The organism is Acinetobacter halotolerans (assembly GCF_004208515.1).
GTDB lineage: Bacteria > Pseudomonadota > Gammaproteobacteria > Pseudomonadales > Moraxellaceae > Acinetobacter > Acinetobacter halotolerans.
Genome location: NZ_SGIM01000007.1, coordinates 145,356 through 164,347, shown reverse-complemented (window position 1 = coordinate 164,347; position 18,992 = coordinate 145,356). Strand labels below are relative to the sequence as shown.

The window sequence follows — 18,992 nt, the reverse complement described above, 5'->3', positions numbered from 1 at the left end:
AACCATATTAATTTTATGGTTTTCTCGCTTATTTTCAGATTTCGCGCTAAAATGTGCGCCTTAATTTTCCTATCTTAATACATTTGGAGTTATCCATGAACGCTACTGTAGAACAGCTTGCACCTGTAGAACAGCAAGCGACCACAAATTGGGTTGTTGCGGCACTATATCAATTTAAAGAAGTTTCGGATGCAGCAGATCTGCAACAACGTCTTTTAGACTTAGTGAAGGGTATCAATTTGTGTGGAACTCTGATTGTAGCTTCAGAAGGAATCAACGGTACGGTTGCAGGTGATCGCGCAGCAATTGACACAATTCATCGTTTTCTACTGGATGAAGGTTTTACAGCAATGGAATACAAAGAGTCTCATAGCTCTGACAAACCATTCCGTAAAATGAAAATTAAGCTTAAAAATGAAATTGTGACTTTAGGCGTAGAAGTTAAACCACGCGATTTAGTAGGTCACTACCTTGATCCAAAAGAATGGAATGAACTGATTGCACGTGATGATGTGATCTTAATCGATACACGTAACGATTACGAATATAAAGCGGGAACATTCAAAGGTGCAGTTGACCCTAAAACAGAATCTTTCCGTGAATTTCCAGACTATGTAAAACAAAACCTTGAGCAGCATAAAGACAAAAAAATTGCGATGTTCTGTACAGGTGGTATTCGTTGTGAGAAATCAACCTCGCTACTCTTACAAGAAGGGTTTAACGAGGTTTACCATCTTAAAGGCGGTATTCTAAAATACCTTGAAGAAACGCCTGCTGAAGAAAGCCTCTGGGAAGGTGAATGCTTTGTCTTTGATGGTCGTACCGCAGTGACGCACGGTGTTGAAGAAGGTGAAAATATCAAATGTCATGCATGTGGTTGGCCTCTAACGAAAGCTGAGTCAGAGTTATCAAGCTATGAACATGGTGTTTCTTGTGTTTACTGTATTGATAAAACAACGGACAAACAAAAAGCAGGCTTCCGTATGCGTCAGTCACAAATTACTGCTGCCAAACGCAAACGCCTATAGGCTTTATCCACAAAGGCATCTAAAGCCTTAGCTTCTTCTGCTAAGGCTTTTTCATTTAAGTTAAAGCTGTTAACCAATACCTCATTGAGCCTTCATCTAATCGCAATTATTCTAAATCATCTCAAAATATAAGTAGATTTAAAGATATATGGGACTAGAAGATTGGGTCTTATCCATCATGGAGAAACTAGGTTATCTAGGTATTGCATTTCTCATGTTTCTCGACAATGTTTTTCCACCTATACCTTCAGAAGTGATTATGACCTCAGCGGGCTACGCAGCTGCGAAAGGTGACCTGAGTTTGATCGGTGTGATTATTGCAGGAAGTGCAGGCTCACTGTTAGCCGCAATGCTGTTGTATTGGGTTGGTCGAAAGATTCCACAGCAACACTTATTCAGTTTTATCGCACGTTATGGGAAATATCTACGAATAACCACAACCGACTTAGAAAAGTCCTTAACTTGGTTTGAAAAACATGGGCATCGTGTCGTCTTTTTTGGTCGAATGATTCCTGCAGTCCGCTCACTAATTAGTATTCCTGCGGGTATGAGCAATATGCATTTCGGAAAGTTTATGATGTATAGCGCTGCTGGAACCGTAATTTGGACCAGTTTTCTTGCATGTGTCGGTTATTATTTTAGTGAAAACCAAGCATTGATGACTGCGACCACTCAACGTGTCGGTTATATTATTTTGACTATTGCTATTCTTTATGTTTTTTGGCGATTCGCAAAGAAATTTTATTTATCAAAACGATAGGTTTTAAATAAAGATTGAGGTTTTAAAAATGCAACATGACTTTTGGCATGACAAATGGCAAAACAATAACATCGGCTTTCATCAAAATCAGCCCCACACATTACTTACAAAATATTTTCCGTACTTAAATTTAGCAAAAGGCGCAACCATTTTTGTTCCACTATGCGGTAAAAGCCTAGATATAAACAGGCTCATTGAGCAAGGCTATCATGTGATAGCTATAGATCTGAGTCCGATTGCGATTCAAGATCTGATTTTAGACTTGGGACTCACTTTTCAAGAATCTCAAATCGGTCATTTGACTCATTATCAACACCCTCAAATCAAACTCTTTGTCGGGGATTTTTTTGAATTAACAGCAGCGCGAATTGGTAAGATTGATGCAATTTATGACCGAGCAGCACTGATTGCATTACCTGAAAAAATGCGCACACGATATACACGACATCTAGTTAAAATCACTCACCAAGCCCCACAATTACTTATCAGCTTAGACTACGATCAAAACCTATTAGCAGGACCGCCCTTTTCTGTTCCTGAACACGAGTTGATTCAACACTATGGCGAAGATTACGATATTAAATTATTAGCTTCGAATACAGAAAATTTAAAAGGTAAACTCATCGCGTATGAACATGCTTGGTGTCTAAGCAAACATTCCGTAGCAGATTAGAATTTTATTGTTGACATATTTTGGCATTGATTCATTTAATAACAGATCAATGCTTTTATTATTTCTTGAATCATCACATTGCTTCTGTCGAACCGCACCAGAACTGACTTGCTTGCATCTCTGCTCTTAACCAGTCCCGAAATAATAATTTACGTGGATCATCTTCGAATGGCTGCGCTGATAATAAAAAATACGATGAACCATCTTGATACACAGGGCTAAGCAGCTCCAACATCTGATATGTCATTTCTCTTTCAACCATATACGCCGATACAACAGTAGCTCCTAAGCCAGCCAAACAGGCTTCAATACATAAATAAAAATGCTCAAGTGAGGATTTCTTAAATTCCCGATACTGCCCTTTGTGAGTCTCTTTAAAATGTTGCCATAGTCTTGGTCTTGATGTGGAAATAAATACCTGCTTAGCGTGTTGTGAATTATTTTTTGCAGCTACACACAACATATATTCATCTGCAATTTTTTCACTATAAATCGCTTTTCCCCAGTCAAAATCATTACGCCTTAGCGCTAAATCTATACTTTGTTCATTAAAACTTACTGCTCCACCACCCGTTAACAAACTGACCTCTAACTCAGGATAAAGCTGTTTAAATTGGACCAATCGTGGAATTAACCATTTCATTGCAAGGGTTGGTTCACACGAAAGGACTAATTTTTTTTGTGCTTTGGTCTTATCTTGCAACTGCATCAAACACTGATCAATGTGCTGAAAAGCTTGCTGGCAGCAATCGAACAACACCTCGCCTTCACTGGTTAAGCGTAACTTTCTAGCTTCACGGATAAATAAGCTAAACCCCAAGATATCTTCCAGATTTTTAAGCTGCTTACTGACCGCTCCTTGAGTCACAAATAACTTTTCCGCAGCAATCGTCATACTTTCATAACGTGCCACATAATAAAAAAACTTAAGTGAATTCAAGGATAAACGCTCTATCATTCCAAAAACTCATATATAAATAAGAATTAATTTCGATTTTCAATATAACAAATATATGAAAAATATAAAGATACTTAGAATTGATATTTCAGGAATAGATGAGTGAATGAACTAATAGCGATAACTGTGGTCACGATACTTGCGGTTATGAGTCCCGGTGCAGACTTTGCCTTGGTCACGCGGAATAGTTATCTCTACGGTCGAAAATCTGGGATTTGGACTGCCTATGGAATCGCTGGTGGTGTTTGGATCCATATCAGTTACAGCTTAATTGGATTAACGTTTCTGCAACAACACCTTCCAAACCTAATTTATATTATTCAATACTTTGGTGCAGCGTATTTGGTCTATATTGGCTATAAAACGTTCACTCAAGCACCAGTTCTTTTTGATCAAAACAGTACAGATATAACTAGCAGACAAGCATTCAAACATGGCTTTTTAACCAATAGTTTTAATCCTAAAACCACTTTATTTGTGATCAGTATCTTCTCGCAAATCATGACCTCAGAAAATAATATAAGCAGACTTTTTGCTTATGGCATTTTTATATCTGGCAGCCATTTACTCTGGTTTTTTTTAATTGCTGTCTTTTGCTCTACTCAAATGATTAGAAATAAAATTTTCGCCAAACAAGTAGCAATCAATCGTATCATTGGTGTTGTACTCAGTACTTTAGGTCTGAGTTTATTGTTTGCAAATTTATAGTGCTAAATAGAGCAACTCTACTCAACGATCACTCTATCTTTAAGTTGCAATAGTTGAAAAAAACGTCCTCTAGGGACGTTTTAATCTTTTACACAGATCGTAAACGACTAACCTTAGATCGTTGAGACTTATTTAGCTGGCGTGTGATACATGAGATAAATTTCATTCAAATTATCTGGAATTTCTTCAGCTAATTCGTCCATCAACTGGCCATTACGACGGAAAGACTCCATTTGCGGATCTTCTTCGTCAATACCACTAAACACCATGATCGGCAAAGTTAAGTCAATCAACTGTTCTTCAAACTCAGGTACAAACCAAGCATCTTCATTTAAGAACATCGCATCAACAAAACCAACGCTCCAGTCACCCAAGCTCGACTCTACGTCCGCTTCTTCGATTTCAAATGGAAATTCAATACCATCTTCATTGGCTAAATTTTGGCGAAGAGCTTCCAACCAAAGGTGGATTTGCTCAATCACTTCTTTTGGGACTTTCTTTTGATTACTATCAAATAACTCATCCAACCAACGATCAAATTTTGGGCCGACTGCAATCGCGCACAAAAAGCCATGAGTCGCAGCGAAATCTAGACCGTATTCGTTTTGATCACCGTCAAGATAATTACTCAATAAGTCTAAATCTAACGTGCTCATTCTCTATCCAATTCTAAAAATACATCTTCAACAGCATAACATTTTAGGACATAAAGTCTCAGCAATTTTGCTTAGTCTTCGTCATCGAGGTCATCGTCGTCGAAATCATAGTCAAAATCTTTTAATTCTCGTTCTAAACGACGTTGAGCCAATAGATCATCAATTAAACGGCGCTTTTCTAATGATTCTTTGGCGGTGAGTTTACTTGACGACTCATCAAAACCAGCATCGTCCTCACCGTAGTTATCATCATCTAATTCAAAATCTGTAGAAGACACTAACACTACCTCGTAATGCAAAAATATAAATGGGTCTAGCCGCTATTTATCTTTCTTAGATTTCCTTGTCAAGTTTTATTTGATTTTTTCGCTATAAAATGGTGTTTTGTACTTTTTTTCGGCAGTTTTTTTGTGTATTTATAGTCTAAGGACATGACCAATAAAAAACGCTTTTAGGAATTTAAGTCTTGAAAAAATATTGCTTAACCCCATATTCAACAAACGACCTTAAAATCAAACATATTTTTTATTTAAAGCAAACGGATCAAATCCAAAACATTCCTAGTGAATTGTGCTATCATGCACGGTTTTTCACCGCCACAGATTCAACAAAGAGTAAGCAAAGATGAGCGATATGCATTCCCCTACTTCACAAGTAGCGGCTCTGATTAGCCGAGGCAAAGAACAAGGTTACTTAACTTACGCTGAGGTTAACGATCATCTCCCAGACTCAATTACGGAAAGTGAGCAAATTGAAGACATTATTCAAATGCTTCAAGATGTCGGAATTCCTGTGCATGAACGCGCACCAGAAACCGATGACACCATGTTTGGTGAATCCACTGAAACAACGGATGAAGTTGCAGAAGAAGAAGCTGCTGCCGTATTAGCGTCGGTTGAAAGCGAACCAGGTCGTACGACTGACCCTGTGCGTATGTATATGCGTGAAATGGGTACAGTTGAACTTCTGACTCGTGAAGGTGAGATTAGTATTGCAAAACGTATCGAAGAAGGTATTCGTGATGTTTTACATTCTATCGCATACTGGCCAAATGCAGTCGAAGTGGTATTACAAGAATATAATGATTATTTAACGGGTGAACGTCGTCTTGCCGATATCCTCTCTGGTTATTTAGATCCTGAATCTGACGAAGAAATTCCTGAAGTCATTGAAGAAGCGGAACTTGTAGAAGAAACTGATTCTGTAAAAGCAACCAAAGAAGTTAAACTTGACGATGATGACGAAGAGGAATCAGAAAGCGATGATGATTCTGAAGCCGACTCAGGTCCTGATCCAGAAATTGCTAAAGCGCGTTTCACCGAATTAGAAAGAGCTTGGAACGAAACAAAGACGGTTATTGCAGAACATGGTCGCAATAGCGAAGAAGCAAAAGTTGCGCTCGAGTCATTAGCAACCGTGTTTATGATGTTCAAATTTACGCCACGTCTATTCGACATCATTTCTGAAATGATTCGTGGTACACATGATCAAATCCGTACCAACGAGCGCGAAATCATGCGCTATGCAGTACGCCGTGGTCGCATGGATCGTCATCAGTTCCGTACAACTTTCCCTGAGCAAGAATCTAACCCAGCATGGTTGGATGAGCAAATTGCGAAAGCACCTGCTGAGATCAAAGGACACTTAGAAAAAGTACGTCCAGATGTATTAGCTTTCCAACAAAAGATTGCTGATATTGAAAAAGAACTTGAGCTAAACGTTAAGGATATCAAAGATATTTCTAAACGTATGGCAGTTGGTGAAGCAAAAGCTCGCCGTGCTAAAAAAGAAATGGTTGAAGCAAACTTACGTTTGGTTATTTCGATTGCGAAAAAATATACCAACCGTGGTCTGCAGTTCCTCGATCTTATTCAAGAAGGTAACATCGGCTTGATGAAAGCCGTAGATAAGTTTGAATATCGTCGCGGTTATAAATTCTCAACCTATGCAACTTGGTGGATTCGTCAAGCAATTACGCGTTCGATTGCGGATCAGGCACGTACTATTCGTATTCCTGTACACATGATTGAAACCATCAACAAGATCAATCGTGTTTCTCGTCAGCTACTTCAGGAAATGGGACGTGAGCCTACACCTGAAGAATTGGGCGAACGTTTGGAAATGGACGAAGTTAAAGTTCGTAAAGTACTAAAAATCGCAAAAGAACCGATTTCGATGGAAACACCGATCGGTGATGATGAAGATTCGCATCTTGGTGACTTCATTGAAGATGGTAACATCACCTCTCCAATCGATGCTGCCACTTCAGAAGGATTGAAAGAAGCGACACGTGAAGTGCTTGAAAACTTAACTGAACGTGAAGCTAAAGTATTGAAAATGCGTTTTGGTATCGACATGCCAACCGATCATACTTTAGAAGAAGTAGGCAAACAGTTTGATGTAACACGTGAGCGTATTCGTCAAATTGAAGCAAAGGCTTTGCGTAAACTTCGCCACCCTTCTCGCTCAGAACACTTACGTTCATTCTTGGAAAACGACTAATATTTGGGAAGTCTTGTACTCGCACCAAAGCGTGAGAGCTATACTCTCTAAGGTTCTTGCTCAAGACTTGAAGTTAAACACTTCATCCCCATTTATCTATTAGATCAAAAACGCCTGCGCTGATGCAGGCGTTTCAAATTAAAAGAGGTTGCTCATGTTAGACCGCACTCCTTCTCGTGAATTGCAAGAACATCTTTGGGTTTTCCCGATGGACTATCCGATCAAATTGATTGGTAATGCAGGGGATGAACTTCGAGTAGCTGTTGTTGATATTTTGCAGAAGCACTTCCCTGAATTTGATGGCGAAACAGTAAAAGTTCAGCCTTCACGTACAGGCAAATACCATTCTTTAACAGCGCAATTGCGTTTTGAAGAATTGGAACAAGTTCATGCCTTATACGCAGATCTTGCGGCTTGTCCTTTAATTAAGACCGCGCTTTAATCAAAAAATCCAAAATACGCGAGTGTTTTGGATTTTTTCTTTTAAGTTAAAACAACGACAATAATCAAATGTTTTCTCCTGATTTTTTCAAAGATCACTATTTATCTCATCTAAATAATTAGATAATGAATCTCGAGATAAAACTGCATGAATCAAAGGAAAAGTGCTGTAATGAACTTTGATAAGCCCGCATTAATTATTCGTTGCTTCAATGATCTTCAAGACTACACAGATCGCTTTGAAGCCATGAAAAGCTTTACCGAGACTCGAGATGAAAACACGCCTGATGAAGTCTGGTTATTACAACACCAAGATGTACTGACTCAGGGACAAGCTGGCAAAGCCGAACATATTCTGATGCATAGTGATCTCCCGATTGTTCAGACTGATCGTGGTGGACAAATCACATGGCATGGCCAAGGACAACTCGTGGCTTATTTCTTATTTGATTTAAATCGCTTGAAATGGAATGTGCGTAGCTTAGTTAGTTTCACTGAACAAGCCATGATCGATATACTTCAACAATACCAAATTACAGCTTATGCCAAGTCCAATGCTCCTGGCGTCTATGTTGATGATCGAAAAATTGGTTCACTTGGTTTCAAAATTCGCCGTGGTCGGAGTTATCATGGTTTAGCGCTCAATATTGACTGTAACCTTGCGGGTTTTCAAACCATTAATCCTTGTGGATACGCAGGTTTAGAAATGGTACGCTTACAAGACTTACTTCAAGATTACCCAAGCTTTGAGCAAGTCAGTCAGGATTTTATTCGTTATTTACAAAATACAGAGTTCTTTAGTGACCTCTCAGTCAAATCTGAATAAACTACTTTTCAATTTCAAAAAAATAAATTAGAGTAAATACTCTAAATTAGCTTTTGCATAATTTTAACAAGGGATACGCAAGTGATTTCAACCAAAGCAGTGAAGCCCACTTTGCAACTTGCCTACGTCAAACTCATGATGGATGTCGTGGGTCGCGGTTTAGTCATGGCAAGTCAAGTGGATGATGAAGTACACGAGGAAGTGTCAAAGTTTCCTGTTCATTTTATACTTTCAATGAATGTGTTTCCAAATGGACCTGCATTTGTTGCAAGAGTGACAGAAGAAAAAACATTAGAGCTTTTATCTAATTACAAAGGTAAGCCTGATTTAACCATTACCTTTAAACATTTGACCCATGCTTTCTTGGTTTTCTCTTTTCAGGAAAGTACAGCTCAAGCCTTTGCCAATGATCGTATGATTGCTGATGGCGATGTATCAAGTGCTATTCGTCTAGTACGTTGTTTAAATAAAATGGAAGCGTTGATCTTGCCTAAATTGGTCGCTTCACTTGCAGTAAAACGCTACCCTACTGAATTGACATTAAAAGAAAAATTCACAGGTGCAAAAAACATTTATCTCAAAGTCGCTAAATCATATTTCAAACGGAGCGCTTAACATGGCTAAGCCTTATTACGAATTTTTCTGTCCTGTAAAAGTAATTGCTGGTAACGCTGCGTTAGAGCATATCCCATTTGAACTTGCGACTTTAGGCTCTAAACGCCCGCTCATCATTACAGATAAAGGCGTTCGTGCAAACGGTCTACTTAGCCCAATTGAAGCTGCATTTAGCACCACTGATGCAGTCATCGGTGCAATCTTTGATGATGTTCCACCAGATTCAAGCTTAGAAGTTGTGCGTCTAGCGGCTGAACTTTACCGCAAACAAAACTGTGATGCGATTATTGCGATTGGCGGTGGTTCTGTCATTGATACCTCTAAAGCAACTAACATCTTAGTATCTGAGGGCGGCGATGACCTACTCCAGTACTCAGGTGCGCATAATCTACCAAAACCATTAAAACCATTCTTTGTTATTCCGACTACATCAGGTACGGGTTCAGAAGCAACCATGGTGGCTGTAGTTTCGGATACGCAACGTAATGTAAAACTGGCTTTCGCATCGTATTATCTGATGCCACATGCTGCGATTCTTGATCCACGCATGACCATGACGCTACCTCCTCATCTTACAGCGATGACAGGTATGGATGCACTTACTCACTGTGTTGAAGCCTATACCTGTTTAGCTGCAAATCCATTAAGTGATGCTTATGCAAGTGCGGGTATTAAAAAGATTAGTGAAAATCTATTTAAAGTTTTAGACAATCCAAGTGATGCCCAAGGTCGTTTAGAATTAGCGCAAGCGTCAACTATGGCAGGGATTGCATTCTCTAACTCAATGGTTGGTTTAGTGCATTCACTCGGTCATGCTTTAGGTGCAGTTGCTCACCTACCTCATGGTTTATGCATGAGTTTATTCCTGCCATATGTGTTGGAATACAACAAAGAAGTCAATGGTCAAAAAATTGGTGAGTTATTACTGCCACTTGCGGGTGCAGACATCTATTCTCAAACGCCAGCAAACCAACGTGCAGATAAAGCAATTGCGACAATTTTGACCATGCGTGATCGTTTATATAGCCTGACCAAACTTCCGCGCACTTTACGAGAAACAGGTAAAATTACTGAAGCGCAACTCGATGAAGTGGCTGAAAAGGCTTTAAATGATGGTTCTATCATTTACAATCCAAAAGAAGCTAACATCAAAGAACTTCGTGAGATTTTACAAAAAGCTTGGTAATTCATTTATTTAAATAAAGAACTACCCCTAAAAAGCCCTGATATCCTAGCCTTGCCGTGCAATCCAAGCATAAGGAGTATGACTCCGCAAGAATGATACTCAGGGTTTTTTGTATTTGAAGTGAACCCATAATTCATCTACTTTTCTCCCCAATTGGCAAAAAAATTGCTAAAAAAGCATAAAAGGGCTGACAATTTATGCCAATTTAGGATAGATTGGCGCACTTCGCTTTTTTTTCTGTAGGGGGGATCATTTCCGTCTCAAATGATCCTTAAACCATAGCTGATCCTTGATCAACGATAACGAGGGTAACGCCGTTGACAAACATCTCTGGGACTCAATCAGCAGCTAAACTGCAAAAAACATTAGGTCTGTGGCACGTCATCATTATTGGTTTGGCATATATTCAACCAATGACGTTATTTGATACTTTCGGTCTAGTATCGGAAGCAAGTAATCACCACGTCCCAACCTCTTATATCTTCGCACTGGTTGCCATTTTGCTGACGTCGATTAGCTATGGACATATGATTAGACGTTATCCATCGTCTGGTTCAGCGTATACCTATGCTCAAAAATCAATTCATCCGAATGTCGGCTTTATGGTGGGTTGGTCATCTTGGTTAGACTATCTATTGTCACCAATGGTCAATATCATCCTTGCAGGAATTTATCTTACTGCACTATTCCCAAGTGTGAATCATTGGGTTTGGGTGATTCTATTGACGGCCTTTATGACGGGCGTTAACTTACGCGGTGTGCGTTTCGTTGCAAACTTTAATAGTTGGATCGTATTGGTACAGTTAATTGTTATCGGTACATTTACCTACTTGGTTTACAGCAAATTGCAGATGGGTGTAAACGCGGATGGTCCGATCACTGCCGAAACCCAATACCAACTCTGGAGTTTAGAACCATTCTGGAATGAGCTCACCTCAGTTGGTGCGTTAGTAACTGGTGCAACCCTGCTCTGCTTCTCATTTACCGGCTTTGACTCATTGAGTTCACTTGCTGAAGAAACTAAAGATACCGAGAAGACTCTGCCTAAAGCAATTTTCTTAACTGCTTTATTTGCAGGCGTAATCTTCATTATCAGCACGTATTTCATTCAGCTTTATTTCCCTGGTAACCCAAGCAGTTACTTTAAAGATATTGCTGAAACCCAACCTGAGATTTTACTGTTGGTGGGTGGTTCACTGTTCCAATCATATGTACTTGCATTTGCAATTGTAACGGTCATGGCTTCAGGAATTTCTGCTCATGCAGGCGTCTCTCGCTTGATGTATGTGATGGGTCGTGATGGCATCATTAACAAAAAGATCTTTGGTCACATCAGTCCAAAAAGTTTTACACCTTCATACAACATCGTGATCGTAGGTATCGTAGCGTTGTCTGCAGGCTTTATGAAACTCGATACAGTGATTTCATTAATCAGTTTTGGTGCTTTAACAGCCTTTACCTTTGTTAACTTGTCGGTAATCTCACGTTATGCACTACGTGATGGTCGAACCAAGAATATAAAGGACATCATCTACTATGTGGTCGTTCCATTATGTGGTTTTATCAGTATCTTTGCCTTATGGCTCGAGATTGAAGAAACAGCATTGAAATATGGCTTATGGTGGGCGATGTTTGGTGTGCTTTACCTCGGTTATAAAACCAAAGGCTTTAAGTACAATGCGCCACAATATAATGAGTTTGACGATAAACACTAATTTAGTCGCTATCTGACTCATAAAGAAAGGTGCAGTTCATAGAACTGCACCTTTCTTTTTACGTATTAGAAAGACGATTTAAAATCATTCGCAAGATTTCTCACTTTAATTCTATATATGTATATTTCGACTACAACCCTGCTGAGTTAATTTTAAACAAAATGTTAAAATTTAACACATGTCAAAATTTAACATATATTATGACCTCATAATTCTAATATCAGAGGGAATAAAATGTTAAATCAACGCCTTTTAATTGCCAGCCTGCTTGCTGCCAATCTCGTCGTATTGTCTGCTTGTAATAATGACAAAGACAGCCACAATCCGGCACCAAAACCTACACCAACAAATAGCATCGAAGCTGAAGCCAAAGTCTCTAGCAAAACAGCAAAAGTGGCAGTTTTCGGAGATGTCTCAAGTGATAAATTTTCTGAAAAAAAACTATCAACAACTCAGACCGCCCTATTACTCGATGATGCCGAGACGAAAAGTTATGGTTTTGCTGTAGATAGTGAAAGTATCAAATCATTGACAGAAACCAGCCAAGATTATTTATCAAAATTCACAGCATTACTTATTGAAAACAATATGGGGAGCAATGTTCTCGTTAATAAAACTTCAAAAAATGCTGAATCAGAAGTTGTAAATATTACTCTAGATGTTGATGCTGAAAATAATCAGAGCCTTGATCAATTACGTGACCTATTATTAAATTCACTCAATCAACCTACTACAAATGCTTCATTTCAAACCCGTGCATCAGTCACTGCAACACAAAAAATTCGATTACAATTATCGTTATGGAAGAGTGTAGCCTCCAATACAATTTTTATATGGGTAAATGTATATCCTGAGACTAATAGTAGCCAAGTGCAAAAAACATATGGAGATCTTGATCTTGCAACTGCACTGGCGAGTTTAAGCCCACAATTAATCGTCACTTCAACAAGCAATGAATTTACTCAAAATTCGACTGGTTCTAATGCAGTGGATATCTTATGGAACATCGATGCATCAGGTTCCATGTCAGAAGAACAGACCAATCTCGCCAATGGTGCCAGTCAATTCTTCACAGCCCTGAATCAAGCCAATATAAACTACCGCCTCGCAGTCAATACCCATGATGCATCACGTTGCAAAACCCTAAGAAAAACCAGCACGGGTGCAGAATTTATTGATCCACAAACAGCAAATGCTGAAACTGAATGGCAAACCTTAGCACGACCAGGAACTTGGGAATCTGGTACAGAAACAGGTTTCTTTTGCGTACGCGAAGCAAATTTAAATAATTTTGATCGTCCAAATGCCAAAAATCTGGTGGTTTTTGTTTCCGATGAGCCTGAAAATGAAACTTATAGCCAACAAACTCCCGCTGGCGCAACAGCTGCACGAGACTTTAATGACTATAAAGATTTTTTCCTACAGCAAAATACCACCTACTTTTCCATCGTCGGAACAGCTGAACAATTACGCCCAACTTTCGCTAGTCCAGCCCCAGGTTATAATGACAGTAAGTTTAGCTGTTCAGGGCAAGGTGGATATGCAGAAGGAGGTGCTCACTTTAAAGAAATTTCCCGTTTAACAGGGGGAAGTTCAGCATCAATTTGTGCAGATGCGAATAGTTGGAGTGTCATGTTTGATGAAATTATCAATGCTGCAACTGGTCTAGCAAGCCAATTCACGCTAACACAAATCCCTATCCCATCAAGTGTCACTGTCAAAGTGAATGAAAAATCTATCGTTCGTGATACCACTCATCAAAATGGCTTTGACATTATTTATAGCAACACTGGCGCCAGCTTAGTGTTCTATGGCACTGCAGTTCCAAAAGCAAATGATAAAATCAAAGTCAGTTATAAATTCTTAGCTCGTAATTAGACAGTTACGTTCTACCAAGTAACGATAGAACTAAACACCGCACGCCCAGTGACATTGCGGTGTTTAGTTTAATTGGATCAAGTTAAGTGCAGGTTATACAACAGCAAAACGATCTACGATTGTTTTTACACGTTGGGCATAGTGTTTTGCTGTCTCTAAATCCCCTGTAGGAATTTCGTCAACACTCGCATCTGATGGTGACTGGACCAATAGGCCAACCGACCCACCCAAGTTATTGATATCTTCACGTGTTGACTGCTTTGTGTTCGCAGGTAACAAACCTAGACTCACCCAAATACCACCGTGTTGTGAAGCAAGGGTTTGCAGTTGAATCATCGTTACCTGCTTGTCCCCATTCAAACTTGCACTATTGGTAAATCCAGCAAACACTTTATCTTGCCAGCCACGTGTAAACCAAATTTTTGAAGATGCATCAGCAAACTTTTTAAATTGCCATGGCGCAGTTCCCATATAGGTAGGCGTACCGAAGACAATACCTTGTGCATCATTCAAGCTTTGCCAATCTTGTTCTGTAATATCTCCATTTTGATCAATTTCAATCAAAGAAGCTTGTATAGCGTGAGCAAACGTTTCTGCAATAACTTTGGTATGACCATAGCCTGAGTAATAAACAACCGCGATTTTTGTCATGAGATCACCTAGAATTTTTAAAAAGTTCGATTTAATGATATATTTTAGAAACTAGATGTCAATTAGTTACCATTTGGTAACTGGGTATATTCAATCGGAAAATCAAAGGTAATTAGTATGATCAAAAACTTAAAATATAATATTTATCAACAACATTGCCCTGCTCGATTATTTTTTGAAAAAATTGCTGATAAATGGGTTTTATTGATATTGAACAAACTTGAGCAGGAAACACAGCACTTTAATTTATTGAAAAAAAGCATTCAAGGCATTTCACCTAAGGTGCTTTCTCAGAAATTGAAAATGCTTGAGCGAGATGGTTTTATTGAGCGAAAAGTACAAAACACCTCCCCCATTCGCGTTGATTATTCGTTAACTTTATTGGGTTTAGAAGTTGCAAAAATGGCGTATCAACTCAAAGATTGGGCTGAGCAAAATATTGAAGAAATCATACTGGCTCAACAACGTTTTGATGAAATACAAGCAGAACAAACTGAATAATATCGAGAGGTTTACATGTATCCACAACCTTTAATTGCTGTTGTCGATGTAGAAAAAACCAGTCAGTGGTATCAAACCATACTAGGCCTAGACAGTGGACATGGCGGCAAAGAATATGAACAGTTAATGTTTGAAAAGCGCATGGTGTTACAACTGCACCAATGGCAAGCACACGAACACACTCATCTTGGGTGTCCAGAGTTACCAATCGGAAACGGTGTTTTATTATGGTTTGAAAGTGCTCAATTTGATGAGCTTGTCGAAAGATTACGAACTCATCAAGTCGAAGTTTTAGAAGGTCCTCAATACAATGCGAATGCGCATCATCGAGAGGTTTGGTTTAAAGATCCAAATGGATATACATTAGTTGTAGCCAGCACGTATGGTGATATTTAAAGAGTTGATCAAATCAGATCAACTCTTTAAAGCCTTGTTGCCTCCACGCCTCATACACAATCACAGCCGTGGCATTGGATAAATTCAAACTTCTTGAATTTTCAGCCATTGGCAGACGTATCCACTGCTCTGGTGGAAACATCATGCGCACCTGTTCAGGTAAACCTCGCGTTTCAGGCCCCATCAGCAAAGCTATAGGACGATTCAAATCAACTGTATGCGGTGTAGCAGTTCCTTTGGTGGTGAGCGGAAAGACATGCTCCACACCTTTGGCTTTTAAATCAGCAAGACATAACTCAATATTGTCCCAAATTTGCATTCTTGCCCATTCGTGATAATCCAGTCCTGCACGTTTTAACTTTTTATCATCAAGTTCAAAACCTAATGGTTTGACTAAATGTAGTTGTGCACCCGTATTGGCACATAAACGGATGATATTACCTGTATTCGCTGGAATTTCAGGTTCGTATAGGACGACATGAATCACTTAATTACTCACTTATACATATATTGGCTAGCTTGGCACAGGACCCTAATTAAATAGGGAATATAATCATGAGCGTCTCTCAGGCATAACCTTCGCCTTCTTGCGGAGTTTTACGCTCCTCAGGGCAGAACGTTGTTCTGCTTATCCTCTTTACTCAGGCATAGCCTTCGTCTTCTTGCGGAACTTAATTCCTCAGGGCAGCGATAATCAATCGCTGCTTTCCCTCACTCATGCCATTTTAACTGTTCACGTAAACTAACGACTTCACCAATAATGGTTAAAGTCGGCGCTACGATATGATGTTCAGACACTTTTGTAGCAATGTCCGCCAATGTTCCCACCACAACTTTTTGCTCAGGGGTTGTACCTTTAGAAATTAAGGCTACAGGCATGGTTGGGCGCTGACCATGCGCAATCAGTTGTTGGCAAATGCGTTCCAAACCGACCAAGCCCATATATAAAACTAAAGTTTGATTTTCATAAACGAGTTCATTCCAAGGCAGTTCAGGTGAACCCTCCTTTAAATGCCCCGTGAGGAACCGTACACTTTGGGCATAATCACGATGTGTCAACGGAATACCCGCATAGGCAGAACAGCCTGAAGCAGCAGTAATACCAGGCACGACTTGGAAAGTGACATTTGCCTCAACAAGTTCTTGAATCTCTTCGCCACCACGACCAAAAATAAACGGATCGCCACCTTTTAGACGACAAACGCGTTTCCCTTGTTGGGCATACTCAACCAGCAAGGCATTGATGCCATCTTGTGGCACAGAATGATTGGAACGCGCCTTCCCAACGTAAATCTTAGTGGCATCGCGGCGACAAAGTTCCATAATCGGTGCTGAAACCAAACGATCGTAAATCACCACGTCGGCTTGTTGCATGAGACGTAATGCTTTTAATGTCAATAACTCTGGATCACCTGGTCCAGCACCGACCAAATATACCTCACCCTTGGGTGCAGTCCATTCAGTGAGTGCTTGCTGAATCAGATCATTTGCCACATCCACGTTGTCATTAAAGACCTGCTCTTTTAATGGGCTGGCATACAAATTTTCCCAAAAGATACGACGTTCATCAGGATTGGCTATTTTAGCTTTGACTTGTTTGCGCCATTGTCCAGAAAACGCTGCAAGCTTACCCATGCCATGCGGCACAATCGTTTCAATCTGAGTACGCAACTGTCTCGATAAAACAGGTGATGCACCGTTTGAAGCAACTGAAATGACCAAAGGTGAGCGATCAATAATCGCGGGTACCATAAAACGACAGTGTGGAATATCATCCACACTATTCACTAAAATATTACGCTGTTCGCATTGCTCAAATACCGTTTTATTCACTTCGGCTTGATCTGTTGCCGCAATAACTAAGCGATATGGCGTTGCCAAAATATTTTCAGAAAAAGCCGTTTGAATATATTGCCCTGATGATTTTTCTAACAATAAACGCAGTTCAGGCTCAATATCTGGTGCAATAACATCAACAATTGCACCAGCTTTGACTAGCAGATTTGCTTTGCGGTAGGCAATATGCCCACCACCCACAATCAGACAACGTTGCTGTTGCAACTTTAAAGAGATTGGGAAAATATCCACGCTATGCCTCTATATTTTTTAGATCTGATTGAGTTAAAGCAAAAACTATGCACAAATTCGATGCATTTTAGTCGATATACGAAATACCACCCATATATGGACGTAAAACTTCAGGAATTTCGATAGAACCATCAGCACGCTGGTAGTTTTCCATCACAGCAAGTAGAGTACGCCCAACCGCTAAACCTGAACCATTCAAAGTATGCACCAATTCGATCTTCTTCTGATCCACACGGTAGCGTGCTTTCATACGACGTGCTTGGAAATCGCCCATATTCGAACAACTAGAAATCTCACGGTAAGTTTCTTGGCTTGGTACCCACACTTCTAAGTCATAAGTCTTAATTGCACCAAAGCCCATATCACCACCACAGAGCAAAATTTTGCGATATGGTAGGCCTAATGCCTGCAAAATGCCCTCTGCATGTGCAGTTAAATCTTCGAGTGCCTGCATTGAGTGCTCTGGCTTGACGATTTGCACCATTTCGACCTTGTCGAACTGATGTTGACGAATCAAACCACGGGTATCACGTCCATAAGAACCTGCTTCACTACGGAAACATGGTGTATGTGCAGTGTATTTAAGCGGTAAACGATCTGCATCGATAATTTCATCACGAACGAAATTTGTGATTGGCACTTCAGCTGTTGGGATTAAATAGTATTCTTTTTCCCCTTGAAGCTTAAATAAATCTTCTTCAAATTTAGGGAGCTGCCCTGTGCCACGCAAAGTTTCTGCATTGACTAAATACGGCACATAAGCTTCGGTATAACCATTTTTAAGGGTATGCGTATCGAGCATGAACTGGGTTAAAGCACGTTGTAAACGAGCCAAAGGTCCTTTCAATACACTAAAACGAGAACCTGTGAGTTTGGTTGCAGTTTCAAACTCAAGGCCACCCATCCATTCACCAAGATCAGTGTGATCTTTAATGTCAAAGTCAAACTGACGCGGTGTGCCCCACTTCAAAATTTCTAAATTGTCACTTTCATCTTTACCCGCTGGTACAGACTCATCTGGCAAGTTTGGAATCGCAAGCGACTTTTGTTCAATCTCAGCTTGCAACTCACCCAAAGCCACTTCGGCCGCTTTGATTTCATCACCAATAGCACCCATACGTGCCATGATCTCTGAAGCATCTCCACCCGACTTTTTGATTTGACCCACTTGCTTTGCACCAGCATTACGCTCTGCTTGTAAGTTTTCAGCTTTGGATTGCAAATCTTTACGGCGAACTTCTAACTCCGCCCATTCCTGTACATTTAGCTGAATACCACGTTTCGCTAAAGCGGCATTTACCACTTCAATATTATTTCTAAGTAATTTTGGGTCGATCATAATCAATCATGAATAGAGAAAAAACTAGCTATAGTGTAAGGCTTTAACCTTAAAAAATACAGTGCGGTGTG

At 39.8% G+C, this 18,992-nt stretch carries 20 protein-coding genes; 13 read left to right on the top strand and 7 right to left on the bottom strand.

From position 1 onward, the window contains the following. Positions 1-95 precede the first annotated feature (95 nt). The 3 genes from trhO (at position 96) to tmpT (ending at position 2,461) form a co-directional block, all read left to right on the top strand. Entirely contained in the window at positions 96-1,028 is a 933-nt protein-coding gene (gene trhO, locus EXE30_RS10150) for an oxygen-dependent tRNA uridine(34) hydroxylase TrhO (protein WP_130162277.1), read from the top strand. A gap of 148 nt (positions 1,029-1,176) precedes the next feature. Then, a complete protein-coding gene (locus EXE30_RS10145) occupies positions 1,177-1,788 on the top strand; it encodes a DedA family protein (protein ID WP_130162276.1) in 612 nt (203 codons plus the stop codon). A gap of 28 nt (positions 1,789-1,816) precedes the next feature. After that, the gene (gene tmpT / locus EXE30_RS10140; RefSeq protein ID WP_130162275.1) at positions 1,817-2,461 is read left to right on the top strand and encodes a thiopurine S-methyltransferase; all 645 of its coding nucleotides are present in this window, start codon (positions 1,817-1,819) and stop codon (positions 2,459-2,461) included. A gap of 73 nt (positions 2,462-2,534) precedes the next feature. Here tmpT and EXE30_RS10135 read toward each other — a convergent pair whose 3' ends face one another. Further along, entirely contained in the window at positions 2,535-3,419 is an 885-nt protein-coding gene (locus tag EXE30_RS10135) for a LysR family transcriptional regulator (RefSeq protein WP_130162274.1), read from the bottom strand. A gap of 102 nt (positions 3,420-3,521) precedes the next feature. Here EXE30_RS10135 and EXE30_RS10130 point away from each other — a divergent pair, with 102 nt between their 5' ends. Next, positions 3,522-4,127, top strand: a complete 606-nt coding sequence (locus EXE30_RS10130; RefSeq protein ID WP_130162273.1) for a LysE family translocator — start codon at positions 3,522-3,524, stop codon at positions 4,125-4,127. A 128-nt stretch (positions 4,128-4,255) separates the two neighbouring features. On the opposite strand, the gene EXE30_RS10125 is transcribed toward EXE30_RS10130, so the two are convergent. Both EXE30_RS10125 and EXE30_RS10120 read right to left on the bottom strand, forming a co-directional pair. Continuing rightward, complete coding sequence (locus tag EXE30_RS10125; protein WP_130162272.1) at positions 4,256-4,783, bottom strand: YecA/YgfB family protein; 528 nt, start codon at positions 4,781-4,783, stop codon at positions 4,256-4,258. A gap of 71 nt (positions 4,784-4,854) precedes the next feature. Continuing rightward, positions 4,855-5,061: a PA3496 family putative envelope integrity protein gene (locus EXE30_RS10120; RefSeq protein ID WP_004669223.1), complete on the bottom strand. Its 207-nt coding sequence runs from the start codon at positions 5,059-5,061 to the stop codon at positions 4,855-4,857. A 346-nt stretch (positions 5,062-5,407) separates the two neighbouring features. Between EXE30_RS10120 and rpoD the strand changes: the two genes are divergently transcribed. From rpoD to EXE30_RS16075, 7 genes are all read left to right on the top strand, one after another. Next, positions 5,408-7,285, top strand: coding sequence for an RNA polymerase sigma factor RpoD (gene rpoD / locus EXE30_RS10115; protein WP_130162271.1), 1,878 nt, complete (start codon positions 5,408-5,410; stop codon positions 7,283-7,285). Between the two features lie 154 nt (positions 7,286-7,439). Beyond that, a complete protein-coding gene (locus EXE30_RS10110; RefSeq protein WP_004669225.1) occupies positions 7,440-7,727 on the top strand; it encodes a YbeD family protein in 288 nt (95 codons plus the stop codon). 171 nt (positions 7,728-7,898) lie between these two features. Beyond that, positions 7,899-8,552 carry a lipoyl(octanoyl) transferase LipB gene (gene lipB, locus EXE30_RS10105; protein WP_130162270.1) on the top strand — a complete coding sequence of 218 codons (654 nt, stop codon included), beginning with the start codon at positions 7,899-7,901 and terminating at the stop codon, positions 8,550-8,552. An 81-nt stretch (positions 8,553-8,633) separates the two neighbouring features. Next, complete coding sequence (locus tag EXE30_RS10100; protein WP_130162269.1) at positions 8,634-9,167, top strand: hypothetical protein; 534 nt, start codon at positions 8,634-8,636, stop codon at positions 9,165-9,167. A gap of 1 nt (position 9,168) precedes the next feature. Then, positions 9,169-10,353, top strand: coding sequence for an iron-containing alcohol dehydrogenase (locus tag EXE30_RS10095; RefSeq protein ID WP_130162268.1), 1,185 nt, complete (start codon positions 9,169-9,171; stop codon positions 10,351-10,353). Positions 10,354-10,670: 317 nt separating this feature from the next. Next, positions 10,671-12,068, top strand: coding sequence for an APC family permease (locus EXE30_RS10090; RefSeq protein ID WP_004669233.1), 1,398 nt, complete (start codon positions 10,671-10,673; stop codon positions 12,066-12,068). A 234-nt stretch (positions 12,069-12,302) separates the two neighbouring features. Then, positions 12,303-13,946: a vWA domain-containing protein gene (locus EXE30_RS16075; RefSeq protein ID WP_228256120.1), complete on the top strand. Its 1,644-nt coding sequence runs from the start codon at positions 12,303-12,305 to the stop codon at positions 13,944-13,946. Positions 13,947-14,039: 93 nt separating this feature from the next. Here EXE30_RS16075 and EXE30_RS10080 read toward each other — a convergent pair whose 3' ends face one another. Then, positions 14,040-14,597, bottom strand: a complete 558-nt coding sequence (locus EXE30_RS10080; RefSeq protein ID WP_130162267.1) for a flavodoxin family protein — start codon at positions 14,595-14,597, stop codon at positions 14,040-14,042. Between the two features lie 117 nt (positions 14,598-14,714). Between EXE30_RS10080 and EXE30_RS10075 the strand changes: the two genes are divergently transcribed. Both EXE30_RS10075 and EXE30_RS10070 read left to right on the top strand, forming a co-directional pair. Next, entirely contained in the window at positions 14,715-15,098 is a 384-nt protein-coding gene (locus EXE30_RS10075) for a winged helix-turn-helix transcriptional regulator (protein WP_130162266.1), read from the top strand. Positions 15,099-15,113: 15 nt separating this feature from the next. After that, entirely contained in the window at positions 15,114-15,494 is a 381-nt protein-coding gene (locus EXE30_RS10070; protein WP_130162265.1) for a VOC family protein, read from the top strand. Positions 15,495-15,507: 13 nt separating this feature from the next. Here EXE30_RS10070 and EXE30_RS10065 read toward each other — a convergent pair whose 3' ends face one another. From EXE30_RS10065 to serS, 3 genes are all read right to left on the bottom strand, one after another. After that, the gene (locus EXE30_RS10065; RefSeq protein ID WP_130162264.1) at positions 15,508-15,981 is read right to left on the bottom strand and encodes a tRNA (cytidine(34)-2'-O)-methyltransferase; all 474 of its coding nucleotides are present in this window, start codon (positions 15,979-15,981) and stop codon (positions 15,508-15,510) included. A gap of 224 nt (positions 15,982-16,205) precedes the next feature. Further along, complete coding sequence (cysG, locus tag EXE30_RS10060) at positions 16,206-17,582, bottom strand: siroheme synthase CysG (RefSeq protein ID WP_130162263.1); 1,377 nt, start codon at positions 17,580-17,582, stop codon at positions 16,206-16,208. 67 nt (positions 17,583-17,649) lie between these two features. Beyond that, complete coding sequence (gene serS / locus EXE30_RS10055) at positions 17,650-18,921, bottom strand: serine--tRNA ligase (RefSeq protein ID WP_130162262.1); 1,272 nt, start codon at positions 18,919-18,921, stop codon at positions 17,650-17,652. Positions 18,922-18,992 lie beyond the last annotated feature (71 nt).